Annotated in this window: 11 protein-coding genes; 8 read left to right on the forward strand and 3 right to left on the reverse strand. The window is 38.9% G+C overall.

Annotated features, from left to right (window positions below; translation table 11 throughout):
• Positions 1–53 precede the first annotated feature (53 nt).
• From treZ to obgE, 4 genes are all read left to right on the forward strand, one after another.
• Positions 54–1,913 (forward strand): malto-oligosyltrehalose trehalohydrolase, encoded by a 1,860-nt coding sequence (gene treZ / locus OQX63_RS10405; protein ID WP_265850807.1) that lies wholly within the window; start codon positions 54–56, stop codon positions 1,911–1,913.
• Positions 1,906–5,958, forward strand: coding sequence for a malto-oligosyltrehalose synthase (treY, locus tag OQX63_RS10410; RefSeq protein WP_265850808.1), 4,053 nt, complete (start codon positions 1,906–1,908; stop codon positions 5,956–5,958). The genes treZ and treY overlap by 8 nt, the downstream gene beginning before the upstream one ends.
• Before the next feature lie 377 nt (positions 5,959–6,335).
• The gene (locus OQX63_RS10415) at positions 6,336–6,911 is read left to right on the forward strand and encodes an adenylate kinase (RefSeq protein WP_265850809.1); all 576 of its coding nucleotides are present in this window, start codon (positions 6,336–6,338) and stop codon (positions 6,909–6,911) included.
• Between the two features lie 188 nt (positions 6,912–7,099).
• Complete coding sequence (gene obgE / locus OQX63_RS10420; protein ID WP_265850810.1) at positions 7,100–8,095, forward strand: GTPase ObgE; 996 nt, start codon at positions 7,100–7,102, stop codon at positions 8,093–8,095.
• Positions 8,096–8,184: 89 nt separating this feature from the next.
• On the opposite strand, the gene OQX63_RS10425 is transcribed toward obgE, so the two are convergent.
• Both OQX63_RS10425 and OQX63_RS10430 read right to left on the reverse strand, forming a co-directional pair.
• The gene (locus OQX63_RS10425) at positions 8,185–8,928 is read right to left on the reverse strand and encodes a YdcF family protein (protein WP_265850811.1); all 744 of its coding nucleotides are present in this window, start codon (positions 8,926–8,928) and stop codon (positions 8,185–8,187) included.
• 49 nt (positions 8,929–8,977) lie between these two features.
• A complete protein-coding gene (locus tag OQX63_RS10430; RefSeq protein WP_265850812.1) occupies positions 8,978–9,343 on the reverse strand; it encodes a YtxH domain-containing protein in 366 nt (121 codons plus the stop codon).
• 184 nt (positions 9,344–9,527) lie between these two features.
• Here OQX63_RS10430 and OQX63_RS10435 point away from each other — a divergent pair, with 184 nt between their 5' ends.
• The 4 genes from OQX63_RS10435 to OQX63_RS10450 all read left to right on the forward strand — a co-directional run bounded on the left by OQX63_RS10435 (position 9,528) and on the right by OQX63_RS10450 (position 14,635).
• Positions 9,528–9,908, forward strand: coding sequence for an OsmC family protein (locus OQX63_RS10435; protein ID WP_265850813.1), 381 nt, complete (start codon positions 9,528–9,530; stop codon positions 9,906–9,908).
• Between the two features lie 92 nt (positions 9,909–10,000).
• Positions 10,001–11,257, forward strand: a complete 1,257-nt coding sequence (locus tag OQX63_RS10440) for a DUF2130 domain-containing protein (protein ID WP_265850814.1) — start codon at positions 10,001–10,003, stop codon at positions 11,255–11,257.
• Between the two features lie 293 nt (positions 11,258–11,550).
• Positions 11,551–13,695 (forward strand): glycoside hydrolase family 97 protein, encoded by a 2,145-nt coding sequence (locus OQX63_RS10445; RefSeq protein ID WP_265850815.1) that lies wholly within the window; start codon positions 11,551–11,553, stop codon positions 13,693–13,695.
• Positions 13,696–14,158: 463 nt separating this feature from the next.
• Positions 14,159–14,635 carry an acyl-CoA thioesterase gene (locus tag OQX63_RS10450; protein WP_205056539.1) on the forward strand — a complete coding sequence of 159 codons (477 nt, stop codon included), beginning with the start codon at positions 14,159–14,161 and terminating at the stop codon, positions 14,633–14,635.
• A gap of 230 nt (positions 14,636–14,865) precedes the next feature.
• On the opposite strand, the gene OQX63_RS10455 is transcribed toward OQX63_RS10450, so the two are convergent.
• Positions 14,866–16,617, reverse strand: a complete 1,752-nt coding sequence (locus OQX63_RS10455) for an ATP-binding protein (protein WP_265850816.1) — start codon at positions 16,615–16,617, stop codon at positions 14,866–14,868.
• Between the last annotated feature and the right edge of the window lie 340 nt (positions 16,618–16,957).

Below are 16,957 nucleotides of genomic sequence, written 5' to 3' on the forward strand. Positions count from 1 at the left end.
GCCACTTCTAAAACTTTTAGCGCATTTTTCTTGTTTTTTTCTAAAGTTCTTCAATGGAAATAGATATACAAAAGCGAAAAATAGGATTAAACTTTAAGGAGAACGGGGCAGCCGAAATCAGACTTTGGGCACCTTTGGCGGCGCAGGTTTCTATTTTGATAGCAGATCGCGAATTGACTTTACAGCTGTTTGATGAAGGCTATGGTTATTGGTATTTGCAAACAGACCAGGTCAGAAAAAATGATCAATATCGCTTCAAAATTACATCCTTAACAGATGGAGAAACGTTAGAACGGGCAGATCCAGCTGCTTTATTTCAGGAAGAAGGACCAAATGGACCATCTACTGCATTTGATCTAAATGCTTTTTCGTGGACGGATGCCGATTGGAAAGGAGTAGATCTAAACAATCTTGTTATCTATGAGCTCCACACCGGAACTTTTACACCAGATGGAGATTTTGCTGCAATCGAGGCTAAACTAGATTATCTGGTTGAATTTGGCATTACGGCTATCGAAATTATGCCGGTAGCACAATTTTCGGGCAATAGAAACTGGGGCTATGATGGTGTATTTCCCTTTGCGGTGCAAAATACCTATGGCGGGCCATCATCCTTGCAGCACTTGGTTAATGCCTGTCATGCTAAAGGTTTGGCCGTCATTTTAGATGTTGTTTATAACCATGTTGGGCCTGAAGGGAACTATTTCTCTGATTTTGGCGAATATTTTACCGATAAATACCAAACACCATGGGGCAAAGCCATTAATTTTGATGATGCAGGCTGCGATGCCGTGCGTAATTACTTTATCGAAAATGCCTTGATGTGGTTTCGGGATTTTCATATCGACGCGCTTAGGCTGGATGCGGTACATGCCATTAAAGATTTTAGTCCGGTCCATATTCTTGCAGACATTAAAACCTATACTGAAAAACTTTCGCAAACTACCGGCAGGGCATATCAATTGATTGCTGAACTTGATTTAAATGATGAGCGTTATATCAGGCATCAAAGCGAATATGGTTATGGCATGGATGCCCAATGGGTAGATGAATTTCACCACGCGCTTCGGGTTTGTACCGGGCAGGTAAAAGAAGGTTATTATTCAGATTTTAATGGTGTAGCAGATCTGGCCAAATCCTACCAGGATGCTTATGTGTACACTGGCCAGTACTCCCCACATCGGCAAAGAAAGTTTGGAATGCCTCTACAACAAGTTTCAGGTGCTAAATTTGTTGTTTTTTCGCAAAATCACGATCAGGTGGGTAACCGTATGCTGGGCGAAAGAAGCAGTGTCCTGGTTAGTTTCGAAATGTTGAAGCTGATGGCAGGTGCAGTTTTTTGCAGCCCGTTTTTACCCCTGATATTTATGGGCGAGGAATGGGCAGAAACCAATCCTTTCCAGTTTTTTGTAAGCCATAGCGATGAAGAATTGATTGAAGCGGTAAGAAAAGGAAGAAAGGCAGAATTTGCGGCCTTCCATACACATGGCGAAATACCCGATCCACAGGCGGCGTCTACTTTTGAACATTCAAAGCTCGATTGGGATAAAACGGGAGAACCGAATCACAAGATCATGCTCAGTTATTATAAAACTTTGATCGCATTGCGGAAAAAACATCCTGTGCTTGCCAACCTGGATCGGAGAAATGTGCAGGCAGAGGCATTTCCTGAACAAAACTGTATTGTACTAAGACGCTGGAAAGACAGCGAAGAAATTTTGGCCTTATTCAATTTTTCTAAACAAAAACAAACTTTATCCATTGACCCTTCGTTTCAACATGCCCTGGTGTTATTAGACTCTTCTCTAACGCAGTGGAATGGACCAAACCTAGAATCAAACCATATAGTGGCAGAGAGCCAGCTTAATTTATTTTCCGAATCCATTCTTATTCTTTACAAAGCAGATGCATAAACCAACTTCTACCTATCGAATCCAGTTTCACGAAAATTTTAACCTTAAATCACTAGATCAAATTATCCCTTATCTAATAGAACTGGGAATTGGCACCTTGTACGCATCACCAATTTTTGAGGCTATGCCTGGCAGTACTCATGGTTATGATGTGGTAAATCCGCTGAAGATAAATCCCGAAATCGGAACAGAGGCTGAATTGATAAAGATTTCTAAAAAGTTAAAAGCTGCGGGCATCAGCTGGCTGCAGGATATTGTGCCTAACCATATGGCTTTCCATCCAGATAATGCATGGTTAATGGATGTACTGCAAAAAGGAAGTGCATCTGATTTTGCCAACTTTTTCGACATCGATCTGCAAAAGGGCGATGGCCGTTTGATGGTCCCTTTTTTAGGTGAAGACCTTGAAGAAGCAATTGCAACACAGAAAATAAAGTTAGTGGACATTAAAGGTCAATACTACCTTAATTACGGCGAATCTAATTGGCCGGTTAATGCAGAAACAGCAAAGGCCCTTTCGGTACAGAACCTTGAGGAAATAAATAGTGATACTGAGGTTTTAACCAGGATTATCGAAAATCAGCATTATCGTTTATGTAACTGGCAGGAAACCGATTATAATATTAACTACCGCCGGTTTTTTACCGTTAACGCCCTTGTTTGCCTCAATATGCAGCATCAGGAGGCCTTCGATCTTTATCACCGTTACATTTTTGAACTGATTGATAAAGGCATTTTCCAGGGCTTGCGGATCGATCATGTTGATGGACTTTACGACCCTAAGGAATATTTACAACGGCTCAGGAAAGCGGTAGGCAAAGACATTTACATCGTGGTTGAAAAAATTCTCGAAAACGGTGAAGCATTACCTCAAGACTGGAAAGTGCAAGGGACTACGGGCTACGACTTTTTGGCAACTGTGAACAATCTTTTTACCAACAAAGCAGCAGAAAAGCCATTTAATAAACTTTATCAGGAAGTAACCGGTAAAAAACTCGATCCATCTAAACTGATTTACGAAAAGAAAAGCAATATCTTGTTTAAGCATATGCAAGGTGAGCTGGATAATTTATTTGAAGGCTTACTGACACTTAAACTGGAGGATTTTTCAGCCATAAATCATAAAGATCTTAAAATGGCACTCGCCGAAATGCTGATTGCCATGCCTGTATACCGATATTATAACTATCTATTTCCACTGGCAGAGGCAGAAGCACTTCATATTCAAAGTTTGCTTAAACCAATTCTTCAGCATAAAAAGCTAACTAAAGCAGGCGAACTGTTAATTAAAATCTTTTTAGAATTCCCAAAAAAGAAAAATATGGCCTACAGCAAAAAGCTGGGTCATTTTTTTCAGCGTTGCATGCAGTTTACAGGACCACTAATGGCCAAAGGGGTAGAAGATACCGCCATGTTTACCTATAACCGATTTATAGGCCATGCAGAAGTAGGCGATGCACCAGACGCTTTCGGAATGACCGTGGAGGAGTTTCACGATGAAATGTATAATCGACAGCAAGACTGGCCATTTAGCATGAATGGAAGTTCTACCCACGATACCAAAAAAGGGGAAGATGTTAGGGCAAGATTAAATGTATTCAGCGACCTTCCGGATGAATGGACTCAATTGGTGCAACAGCTGAAAAAAACTTTCATCACTTTACAAAATCAGCATCCATCTTTTAAGCAATTACATGATAATGATATTTATCTGGTGCTGCAAACCATTGTTGGCGCTTTGCCCTTTCATGAAGATGATGATACTGAAATCGATAATCGTTTGGCTCAATTTATTGTAAAAGCATTAAGGGAATCCAAAAAGCGGTCAAACTGGGCAAATCCTGATGAAAATTACGAGGATAAACTTATTGAATTTGCGCTGCTTATATTAACTGAGCCACAGGAGAGCAATAGGTTAATCAGAAGTTTTTTAAAACGAATTGCTGATTTCGCAGTCCTCAACAGCTTAGCTCAGCTCACCCTTAAATTCACTTGTCCGGGCATCCCAGATATTTACCAGGGAACAGAATTATGGGATTTAAGTCTGGTTGATCCAGATAACAGAAGGCCTGTTGACTTTGATCGAAGAGCTAATGTGCTGGCCGCATTTAATGAGCCTGTGGATATTAAAAAACTGCTGGACGAAAAATTTTCGGGAAAGATAAAAATGTGGCTAACCAAAACTTTACTGAAGATTAGAAAAGCTGAGGCCGATGTTTTTGAACAAGGAGCTTATCTCCCTTTGCAGGTTCAGGGTAAGTATAGTCAACATATTTGTGCTTTTGCCAGGCGATATAAAGATCAATGGCTAATCACCATAGTTCCTTTAGGTTTTGCCAAATGCTGTAAAAATCAAAATGTAAAAACCGATGATTTTGACTGGGAAGATACCGAAGTGTTGTTACCAAATGAGGCGCCTCTTGGCTGGGAAAACCTGCTGACCGGGAAAAAAGAGTATAAAGATCCGCTTTACAAAGGTGTTCTGATTAGCCAGTTGTTTAATTCTATTCAATTGGCGGTAATTAAGTTAATTCCTGAAAATAATAAGCGTGCTGCAGGTGTGCTCATGCACATCAGTGCTTTGCCATCCCATTTTGGTATTGGCGATTTAGGTCCAAATGCATATCAATTTGTAGATTTTCTTGCTGCATCACGCCAACGTTACTGGCAGGTTTTACCGCTTAACCCAACCAAAAAAGAAACTGGATATTCGCCCTATTCAAGCAACTCTTCAATTGCCGGAAATACGATGCTCATCAGTCCTGAAAGCTTATTTGAACAAGCGCTTTTAAGCGAAATTGATTTGAATGCCGCTATGCTGCCAGAAACAGGGCCAATTGATTTTGAGAAAACCGAAAAAAAGAAACAGCAGGCTTTGCATCAGGCTTACCGGGCTTTTAAAGCTAACGGAGATGAAAATCTGGTTAATGAATTTGAGGTGTTTTGCAAGACTGAACAAAGCTGGTTAGCTGATTTTTCTGTTTACGCCTGTATAAAGCAATATTTTAAGGGTAAAGAATGGTTTAACTGGTCAGAAAAATTTAAATTAAAAAATCCGCAAACCATTACAGATTTTGAAAAAAGTCATCAGGCAGAAATAGAAGAAATAAAATGGAACCAGTTTATTTTCTATCGCCAGTGGTACCGTTTAAAAGAATATGCAAATGCGAAAGGCGTAGGCCTGATTGGTGATCTTCCATTTTACCTTGATTATGATTCAGTTGAAGTATGGTCACAACGCGAAAATTTTCTATTGGATAAAAGTGGAAATCTGACAGTCGTAGCCGGCGTTCCCCCTGATTATTTTAACGAAAAGGGGCAACTTTGGGGCATGCCGATATACAATTGGGAAAAGATGAAAAAGAATAATTTTTCATGGTGGGAAAACCGCCTGAAGAAAAATCAACAGCTGTTTAATCTCCTCCGTTTAGATCATTTTAGAGCCTTTTCTAATTACTGGCAGGTTGCGGCTGGTAGTGAAGATGCTGTTGATGGTACATGGGAGCATGGAGTTGGTGCCGATTTTTTTCAGCAAATACAAAAGAAATTAGGGGAACTTCCCTTTATTGCCGAGGATTTAGGCGAAATTTCAACTGATGTGGAGCAGCTGATCAAACAATTTAAATTGCCAGGCATGAAAGTACTGCAGTTTGCATTTGGAGAAGATTTAGCCGGGTCTGTGCATATTCCACATCAGTTTGGCTCCACAAATTGTATTGTTTATACCGGAACGCATGATAATAACACTGCCTTGGGCTGGTTTAAAAATGAAACAGATACAAATCTCAGAGAACGACTTTCCAGGTATGTTGGTACAGCGGTTAATGAAAAAAATATCAATACTACCCTGATCAAACTGTGTTATGCTTCAATTGCCAAAATTGCCATCATCCCGATGCAGGATATTCTGCAGTTAGATGAAACGGCCCGGATGAACATACCGGGTAAGGCAACAGGAAATTGGACATGGAGAGCAGATAAAAATTTTGTAAACGAGGATATGATAAACTGGCTGAAAGCAGAGACCGAACTTTATGGACGTTAAACATCTTGTAAAAAGCAGGTGCATATCCAATTTACTTGGCCTGGGTTAAGCTTAAAGGTATTTCAAATATTAAATTCTTATAAAATTTATGAAAATGTAAAAAGAATCTTTCGGTAATATGACCTGGTGTTTAAAGAAAATTCTGTTAAATATAAAAATGGCACAAGATTCTTCTTAGATTAAGATAAATGTCATTAAAACAGCTCTTTTTTAAATATATTATCAATTTTAAATGGCATCTAAATTAATAATTATATATTTGCAGCCTTGAAAGTAAGCAATGTCTAATCCTATTAATCAGAGATTTAAATATTACTTATAACCGAGCCATAGGAATAAGGCTTTTTTAATTTTTGAAGATAACCTAAACAACCTGAATGCTTAATTTAGTTCTCTTTGGCCCTCCAGGGGCGGGTAAAGGCACCCAATCTGAAAAGCTGATTGCAAAATATCAGTTGGTACACGTTTCAACAGGCGATCTTTTTAGAGCACACGTTAAAGGAGAAACAGAATTAGGAAAAAAAGTGAGTCAGTTATTGGCTGACGGCGAATTGGTTCCTGATGCCATTACAATTGCCATGCTTGAAGAAGAGGTAGATAAAAATCCTGATGCTAAAGGATTTGTTTTTGATGGATTTCCACGTACCGTTCCGCAAGCAATTGAGCTTGATTTATTTTTAGAGCGTAAAGGCAGTAAAATTGCCGGTGTTATTGCTTTAGATGTTGATCAGGATGAGCTTACCAAGCGTATTGCTGAGCGCCATAAAATTAGCGGCCGTCCGGATGATGATGCTGAAAAACTGAAAAAACGAATTTCGGAATACTTTAACAAAACGATTCATGTATTGCCTTATTACGAGGAGCAGGGAAAGTTGAATAAAGTAAACGGAATAGGTGAAATAGAAACCATTTATAACGATCTTTGCGCAGTAATTGATCAATATAAGGTTTAATTCATTTAATTAAATATTAGGTATACAGACCAATTATCAGGTATCATAAAAATGCATCAGGGTTAATTTTAATTCCTGATATCATTTCAAAAACATACAAGGAGTTATAATGTTAAAACGTTATAACTCTTTAATTTTAAAGGAATTGTTGTTTTTAACTTTCCATTATTAAACATTAATAATAAAATATGTCACAGGGTTCGAATTTCGTAGATTATGTAAAAATTTGTTGCCGTTCCGGTAAAGGCGGGCCAGGTTCAGCACATTTACATCGTGATATTTTAACGTCAATGGGTGGCCCTGATGGTGGTGATGGCGGTCGCGGAGGCCACATTATCGTTAAAGGCAGTATCCATATCTGGACATTATTACACCTTAAATACCGTAAACACATTATTGCTGAAGATGGCGGAGCTGGTGGAAGTTCACATAAATCTGGTAAACAAGGTAAGGATGAAATATTAGAAGTTCCGCTTGGTACCATTGCCAAAGATGCTGAAACCGGAGAAATTCTTTTCGAAATTACCAAAGATGGCGAAACCAAGATTTTAACAGCTGGCGGCCGTGGTGGTTTAGGTAATGCGCATTTTAAAAATGCAGTTCAGCAAACGCCGCGCTTTGCACAACCAGGTGAGCAGGGGCAGGAAGTATGGAACATTTTAGAGTTAAAGGTTTTAGCCGATGTAGGTCTCGTTGGTTTTCCGAATGCAGGAAAATCTACTTTGCTATCTGTGGTTTCGGCGGCAAAGCCAGAAATTGCCGATTATCCTTTTACCACTATAGTGCCTAATCTGGGTATTGTAAGTTATAGAGGAGGAAAATCTTTTGTAATGGCCGATATTCCCGGCATCATTGAAGGTGCATCAAAGGGTAAAGGTTTAGGCTACCGTTTCTTACGCCATATCGAGCGTAACTCTGTACTATTGTTTATGGTTCCGGCTGATACAAGTCGCACAATTAAAGAAGAATACGCAATTCTTAAAAGCGAGTTAGAATCCTATAATCCTGAATTAATGCAGAAACCACATGTTTTAGCCATTACCAAATCAGATATGTTAGATGAAGAGCTGATGGAAGAAATGAAGCAGGATCTACCTAATATTCCATCGATATTTATCTCATCAGTTGCAGAAAAAAATATTTTAGAATTGAAAGATATGCTTTGGAAAGCAATTGAAGGGTAAGGTGGTTAATTAGTTCAGTGGTCATTTGTTTGTTAGTTTGTATTTCTTACAATAAACCAATGACCAATGACCAATGAACCATTAAACAGTTAGGCTCTCAAATGGTCAACTGCCAAACCAACCCATTCTTTTAAAATATATTGCCATTGGGTTAATGCACCAGCATCGGGCATGTAATAATCAGAGATATCATACTTTTCCTTTCCAATATAATCTGTTGGGTAATAATCTAATTTCCTGTTAAAGGCCTTATCAAAAATCATTTTTGAACGGGGAATATGCCATGCACTTGTGATGACCAATATTGATGCATTTGGCTGATTTTTAGTAACCAACGCTGCACTGTATTTTGCGTTTTCTATCGTGTTTTTGCTCCTGTTTTCAATTAAGATTGATGAATCCTGTACGCCGATATTTTTCAAATACTTTAAAGTCATATCTGCTTCGATAGATTCAGTTCCAATTAATTTTCCAGAGCCTCCGCTGATCAGGATTTTCTTGATTAGACCAGTTTTTAATAAATAAATTGATTGTATTAACCTATCACCTCTGTCGCTAACAGCTAATTCACCCCTTTGGGTAGATTTTGAGAAACCACCTAACAAAATGCCAACATCGTATTTTTTAGGTTCCGGATATTTAGCTTCATACAGATTATAGATTTTTCCGATAATAAAACCGTTCGAGAAAATAAACAATAATGCAGTAGCAATGATAAAAAGTCTGTTTCGGCGCTGCTGTTTTTTAGAGAAAAGAGCAAATAGCAATACTACAAAAATCCAAATAACGGGTTGCAGCAGAAAGATTAAAATTTTAGAAAGAATAAAAATCATAATTGGCAAAATAATCTCGTAAAACTAAGATTATTTTGCCGATTGTATGTTAACCCTGTCCTTCCTGAACCTGTCCATTTTCATGAGCGTTCTCCAGAATTTCTTTTACATCCGATTTACGTTTTTTAGCAATCGTGTGTTTAAAATGAGGTACTTCATGTTCAACAATATCTTCTTCAATAGCTTCTACGCCAAAAACTTTCTCTTTTAGCAGGTTGTATTTGTCTTGAAAACCATAACGAAGATTTTTGGCACCGCCAACAATTTTTCCACGGGTGCCTGCACCACTGTCCGGAGCAAATAGAATACTTATTACTGCTCCAGCAGCTAAACCAGCTACTAAGGCCAGGGCTATTTTTGCACTGTTATCCGATTCGTGCTTTAAATATTTTCCAATTAACTTTCTGTATTTCATAAGGTAATGTTTTTAACAAGAAACAATTGGTATGTTATAATGTTTGAGTTTTTTTGGGGAGCGCGCAATTACAGTCACTTATTGTAAAATCAGATTTCAGTTTTATCCATTTTAAAAAAAAGACCAGACAATTACGTATGTTTAAAGTTAAAGCCCAATATTTGGGTTACTAAAACGAATTATAATGGTAAAAGCAACGATAAATAAAGAACACTATGCCTGTTCGGTTACCAATGGCTCGCATGATATTATAGTAGATGAACCGCTGGAATTGGGGGGTACACATAAAGGTTTTGCCCCAAAGGGATTATTAATGGCTTCTTTAGCCTCTTGTGTAGCCATTACCTTAAGGATGTATGCCGATAGAAAAGAATGGCCGATTGATAAAATTGAAGTAGAAGTAAACATTGATACTGAAAACGGCGAAACGATATTTTTAGAAGAAATTACCTGTACCGGCGTGCTTACCGAAGAACAGAAAATCAGGTTGGAAGAGATTGCAGCAAAATGTCCGGTCAGTAAATTGCTGGCTGCTGGTCATGAAATCAGATCCAAAGTACTTTAGGTTATATTGATGGTGCAAAACTCCTTTACACAATCATAAAAAGCTTTAATATCTTTGTAATCCACAGTGTTCGCTGCGGTAAAAAATAATTTATGGCTACTGAAATAAAATGCCCCAATTGTGCCCATGTTTTTCCGATGGAAGAAGCCATGGCTGAAGATTATAAGAAAGAGTTACGTGAGAAAGCAGCTGCTTATGCCAGGCAGAAAGACGAAGAATATCAACGTAAACTGCAAGTTTTTGAGTCAGAAAAACAGCAGCAGTTGAAAGCTTTTGAGGCTAAACTTACCGAAGAAAAAACCAAGCTTAAAGATAATCTGGAGGAAAACCTGCGTAAAAGTATCTCGGCCGATTTTGAAAATAAGCTGCAGATACTGGAAGGTAATGCCAAAGAAAATGCCGAAAAACTAAAGTTGGCCCGCGAGAAGGAACTGGATTTTTTACGTCGGGAGGAAAGCCTTAAAGTTAAGGAAGAAGAAATGGAACTTGCCTTTCAGCGTAAAATGCAGGAACAGCGTAATGAGCTGGTAGAACAGATCCGTAAACAAGAGGCAGAAAAAAATAGCATTAAAGATACGGAGCATCAATTGCGCTTAAAGGAACTGGAAAAACAGCTCGACGACCAGAAAAAATTGGCTGAAGAGATGAAACGTAAAGCCGAGCAGGGGAGTATGCAATTGCAGGGCGAGGTGCAGGAATTGATCCTGGAAGAACTGCTGCGTACCAATTACCCTTTCGATTTAATTGAAGAAGTAGGTAAGGGTGTGCGTGGGGCAGATTGTGTACAGGTGGTGCGTAATCAATTTGGACAGGAATGCGGTAAAATAATTTACGAAAGCAAACGTACCAAAGATTTTGGTGGCGACTGGATCGAAAAACTGAAGAAAGATATGCGGAGCATGGGCATTGATGTAGCAGTAATTGTAAGTCAGTGTTATCCAAAGGGTATGGATTGTTTCGGTCAGCGTGATGGGGTGTGGATCTGTTCTTTCGAAGAAGTAAATGCGGTAGCCTATGTATTGCGCGAAGGTATTTTGCGCTTGGCAGGAGCAGTAAAATCGCAGGAAAACCGTGGCGAAAAAATGCACATGTTATACGATTATTTAATGGGGGCAGAATTTTCTGAACAATGGAAAGCCATTAGAGAGGGTTTTATGAGCATGAAACTATCTATACAGCGCGAGCGCGATGCCATGGAACGTTTATGGAAAGCCCGTGAAAAACAATTGGAGAAAGTACTGTTAAACGCGACCCATATCCGTGGCTCAATAGAAGGTATTGCCGGTAGCGATAGTGTGCAGCTGAGTTTGACTGACGATGACGATGATGATAAATTGCTTTTGGAGTAATACGAACAATCTAGACATTGCAGATTTTAGCAAATGGTTCGTGGCGACACGAACCATGGCAGAGGATGACGATACGCTGCTTTTGGAATAATATTAACAATTTAGAACCCGCAGGATTTTAACAAATGTTTCGTGGGGACACGAACCATGGCGCAAGAATACAATATAAATTTCATACGTCGCCGCGGTTCGTGTCTCCACGAACCGGAGCATTATAAACATTGCTGTGTTAGATAATACCAAAACCTGCAAGTTTTACCGTAATAAATTAACAATAACAATTAAAAGATAACATGAATAAAAAAACTAACCAATCCGTTAACCGCGTTAAAATCCTTACTTTAATATTCGTTCTGCTATTTTTTGGGCAAACTTTCGGGAACGTTCCCGGAAAAGAACTGAAGTCGCCGGATGGCAATCTGGTGGCCAGCTTTGCTTTGGCTGAAGGGGGCGTACCTACCTATAGCTTAACATACAAAGGCAAAGATGTAATCAAAACGAGTAAATTAGGTCTGGAACTTAAAGAGGGTAAATCTTTAATAAACGGTTTTTCCATCACCAATACCAAAACCAGCACTTTTAATGAAACCTGGAAACCGGTTTGGGGTGAGGTAAAGGAAATTGTAAATCATTATAACGAACTGGCTGTAACACTAACGCAAAAAGAAACCAACCGTTACATTATTGTTCGTTTGCGTTTATTTAACGATGGTTTAGGCTTTAGGTATGAATTTCCTGAGCAGAAGAATTTAGATTATTTTGTGATAAAGGAAGAGAAAACGCAATTTGCCCTGGCTGGTGATCATAAAGCTTTTTGGCTTCCCGGAGATTATGATACACAGGAATATAGCACGGTGACTTCAAATTTGTCGGAAGTTCGTGGTAAAATGAAAGCTGCTGTAACACCAAATGCCTCACAGACTACTTTTTCGCCAACCGGCTTACAAACACCTTTGATGATGAAGAGCAAAGATGGCTTATATATCAACATACACGAAGCAGCGTTGGTCAATTATTCTTTGATGTCGTTAAATCTGGATGATCAGCATATGATTTTAGAATCATGGTTAACACCAGATGCAGTTGGCGATAAGGGTTATATGCAGGCACCCTGTTTGTCTCCTTGGCGTACCATTATTGTTAGTGATAAAGCTGGAGATATCTTAACTTCAAAACTTACCTACAACCTTAACGAACCAACAAAATTCAAAGATGTATCGTGGATAAAACCAACCAAATACGTTGGGGTTTGGTGGGAAATGATCACTGGAAAAAGTACCTGGGCCTACAATGATTTAACCAGTGTGCAATTGGGTGTAACCGATTATTCGAAAACAAAACCCAATGGAAAACATGCCGCAAATACAGCGCACGTTAAAGAATATATTGATTTCGCTGCGAAAAATGGTTTAGATGCCGTTTTGGTTGAGGGCTGGAATGAAGGTTGGGAAGATTGGTTTGGTAAAACGAAAGATTATGTATTTGATTTTGTTACCCCTTACCCCGATTTTGATGTAAAAGAGCTGCACCGTTATGCGGCAAGTAAAGGCATAAAAATGATTATGCACCACGAAACTTCTTCGTCGGTTCGTAATTACGAACGCCATCTGGATACGGCCTATAAATTTATGAAAGCCAACGGTTACGATGCGGTTAAAAGTGGTTATGTAGGTAACATCATTCCAAGGGGAGAGCACCATTACGGTCAGTGGTTAAATAATCATTACTTGTATGCCATTGAAAAAGCTGCCGAATATAAAATTATGGTGAATGCGCATGAGGCTGTCCGCCCGACAGGTTTGGCACGGACTTACCCAAATTTAATCGGAAACGAATCGGCCAGGGGAACCGAATATGAAGCATTTGGTGGCAATAATGCCGATCATACTACCATTTTGCCTTTTACCCGTTTGATCGGTGGCCCGATGGATTATACCCCCGGTATCTTTGAAACCAGGGTAAGTGCATACAATCCGGCAAATACTTCTTTTGTACACAGTACTTTGGCACGTCAACTGGCACTTTATGTAACCATGTATAGCCCTTTGCAAATGGCTGCCGATTTACCAGAAACTTATAATAAGTATATGGATGCTTTCCAGTTTATTAAAGATGTAGCGGTAGATTGGGACGATACCAAAGTGTTGGAAGCAGAACCTGGTGATTATATCACTTTTGCACGTAAGGCAAAAGGTAAAAATAATTGGTTTGTGGGCCGTACCAATGATGAGGAAGCCCGGACTTCCAAAATCGACTTCAGCTTTTTAGATCCGGGTAAAAAATATACAGCAACCATTTATGCTGATGCAAAGGATGCCCACTATGAAACCAACCCAAAAGCCTATACCATCCGCAAAATGGAGGTAACCAATAAAACGAAATTGACGCAGTATTGCGCCCCGGGTGGTGGATATGCGATTAGTATCGTAGCTAAATAATTTGAATTAATTATTAGTGGTATCAGTTGTTTTACCAACTGACACTGTTTTTTAGTCGTAGCGTCTCGCTACGACTTTTTTGTTGCTGTTTTTTGCCATGGATAGACACAGTTAAACGTGTTGTATTGCATAAAAATCAATAAGATTCACAGATAAATTTTATTGGTAATATCCCTCTACAAATCGTCATTCCCAACTTGATTGGGAACCACGGAGTGCTCATGAATACAACTGAATAAATAAACACTCATGAATAATCTTAATGCAAACGCTTGAAGATTAGCTTCGCTGAGCACTTCGTGGTTCCCGCATGCGCGAGAATAACGGCCGCACTAGTATTTAGAGGTGTAAGTTGTTGCCAACTGACATTTAAACATTCCAAGCTGTCAAACAGCAGGAAAATAGCTTATTTTATAATATCTTAGCGAATAGATTAAAACCAAACAATTAACTGGATATTAACATGCCCAAAATCAAAAACCATATCGAACTTCAATTTTTAAGCGAGCCCTCTGATGTTAACTATGGGGGTAAAGTGCATGGTGGGATGATGATGAAGTGGATTGATCAGGCTGCTTTTGCGTGTGCCCTGCAGTGGAGCCAAACCTATTGTGTAACCGTTTACGTTGGTGGAATCAGGTTTTTTCATCCTGTTCATATCGGGCATTTGGTAAAGATGGAAGCACGCATTATTTACACGGGTAAAACCAGTATGCATATTGCTGTTGATGCTTTTTCAAAACCTGTAGAGCAAACTGATTTTGTTAAAAATACACACTGTATTATCGTTTTTGTTGCGGTAGATGACAATGGTCAACCGAAGCCAATTCCGGCTTTTAAACCTAAAACCGAAAAAGAAATTGCCATGCATGGCTACGCCATTAAATTAATGGAACTGCGTAAAAGTATTGATAAGGAAATGGAGCCGTATATTGTGTAAGCGTGAGGCGTTGAGTGGTTGGCGTTCAGCTTAACCACAGAGAAAACAGAGAAACGTGCACGGAACACAAAGGGTTAATTATTTAGCTCCTCTATTTCTGATACTTTAGTCTCTGTTATACGCTGTGAAAACTTGGTGTTCCGCCAATCGTGTAATTATGCTATTTGTGTTGTTTATGCTCTGTGCGCCACCGTGAAAAACTCAGTGCGCTCGGTGGTGGAAAACGGACCCTACTCCGCAATTGGTAAACTAAAACAAAACTTGCTTCCTTCTCCAATGGCACTTACTACCCATATTTTTCCGTTTTCGGCTTCTATAAAATCTTTAGAAATGGCTAGGCCCAATCCGGAGCCAGATTTATTCTGACCATCAGTTGGTACCTGGAAATACCTATCAAACAATCTTTTTTGGTATTTTTCGTCAATGCCTTTTCCAAAATCGCGTACAGAGAATTCAATAAAATTATCTTTTTGTAAGACGTCGATGTTTACCTTCGATTTTTCTGAACTGTACCGCAATGCATTAGATAAAAAGTTAACCATTACCCAGGCTGTTTTCTGGATATCGGCATTCACATTTGGTAAGTTCTGGTCGTAATTAAGCACCAGTTGAATCGATTTCTGTTCGGCCTGGAATTTAACTGCATCAATAGCATAACTCACAATTTCTTCAGGTTTGGTTATGGCAAAAGTGAGCTTTAAATTACCGGTTTCTACCTGCGAGAGATCTAGCAGTTCACTGGTGATTTTTAGCAGTCTGTCGCTATCTTCTTTAATGTGGTTAAGCAACTCGTGCTGCTCCTCGTTCATCATGCCCACGCGTTCATCGTTAAGCAATTTCAAGCTCATTTTGATGGATGAAAGCGGCGTTTTTAACTCATGTGAAACAGTGGCGATAAAATTGGTTTTAGCTTCATCAAGCTCTTTAAACTGCGTAATGTTTTTTAAGGTGTAAACGCTGCCGGCAGATTTAGATGAGGCAATTAAGGTGCTATCATCTTGTTCTTCATAATTTGGGATGATGATTTCACGATTTTCCAGCAAGAAATAAGATTCTTTATCATCAGCATAAATCTTTAAGGTATTATCATTGGTTTCAGGTTTAATAATCCGTTTCAGCAACTCATTTTTTTGCATCAGTTCGGCTACGTTTTGGCCAATAACCTTATCTTCATCCAGGCTAATCAGTTTTGCCGCCAGGTGGTTTAAAAAGAGCACTTCTCCTTTCTCATTTAAACCGATAATAGCATCCTGCATTTGTGCAATAATGGCTTCAATACGCAACTTTTCGGATTTAATTTTAGATAAATTGCTGTTTTCCCATTCATTTAATTTAACCACCATTCCGTTAAAGGAGTTTGCCAGTTCTGTAAACTCATCTTCGTTTTCGAAATGCAAACGCTGTTTATAATTTTTACGACTGATCTGTTTAATGGCCGCACTAAATTCTGCAAGGGGGTTGGCCACAAATCCCGGAAAGTTTACAATGAAGGTAAAAAGGATGATAAAACTAAGGGTTGCCGCAATCATGATATACAGGTTTGCCCTTGATGAGGTTTCGTTTGCCAGTTCGTTTTTATCGTAAATGGCCTTCATGTTTACCCGTTCTATATCTTGCAGTGCAACGCGCAAATTTTTAATGCTACTTTCTTTAATAGTTGATGCTTGTGAACCTTTTAGCGCATTAAAAGCTATTTCTAATTTCTTGAAGGCTGCTTTTTCACCGGGTTCGGTAATGTTCAGGCCCTCATTTTTCAGGTTATCCTCAAATGTAGTCAGCTGTGTGCTGTTTAATGGGAAAGCATGCTGGTCGATTATATTGCGCATGGCGGCAACATATTTCAAAGATTTGTAGTTGTCTTTAAGAATTACCTTCGATTTATCGGAAAGCTCATTTAAGAAAAAGAGCGCAATTAATCCGAAGGATAAAACGATGATAAAGAGAAAGCCGAATCCGAGGCGGAGTTTGGTTTTTATTTTCATGATGACTTGGTTAACCGCAAAGAGTGGAAAGTTTTTCGCGAAGAACGCAAATTAATTTCTCTCTTTTCGTGGTAAAAGTAAGTTATAATTAAATCTGTTTACTGATGAACTAAATTACACAACAAAGGTTAGATAAATAGCATCTGTTTAGCTTGCAGTCAATAGTGATGCCAGCAGATTGTTGTTGTGTTTAAATTGTTGTTTTCTAGATGTTTAAATTATTTTTCGCTTAAAAAAACAAAAAATACCTTTTCATTTTGGAAGGGTTTTTACCATTATGAACTATTGATTCTGAAAGTTTGCAACACTGTTCTGCGTGCCTAAACCTGGTCGCAGCGAA

It is taken from the genome of Pedobacter sp. PF22-3 (assembly GCF_026239555.1).
Taxonomy (GTDB): domain Bacteria; phylum Bacteroidota; class Bacteroidia; order Sphingobacteriales; family Sphingobacteriaceae; genus Pedobacter.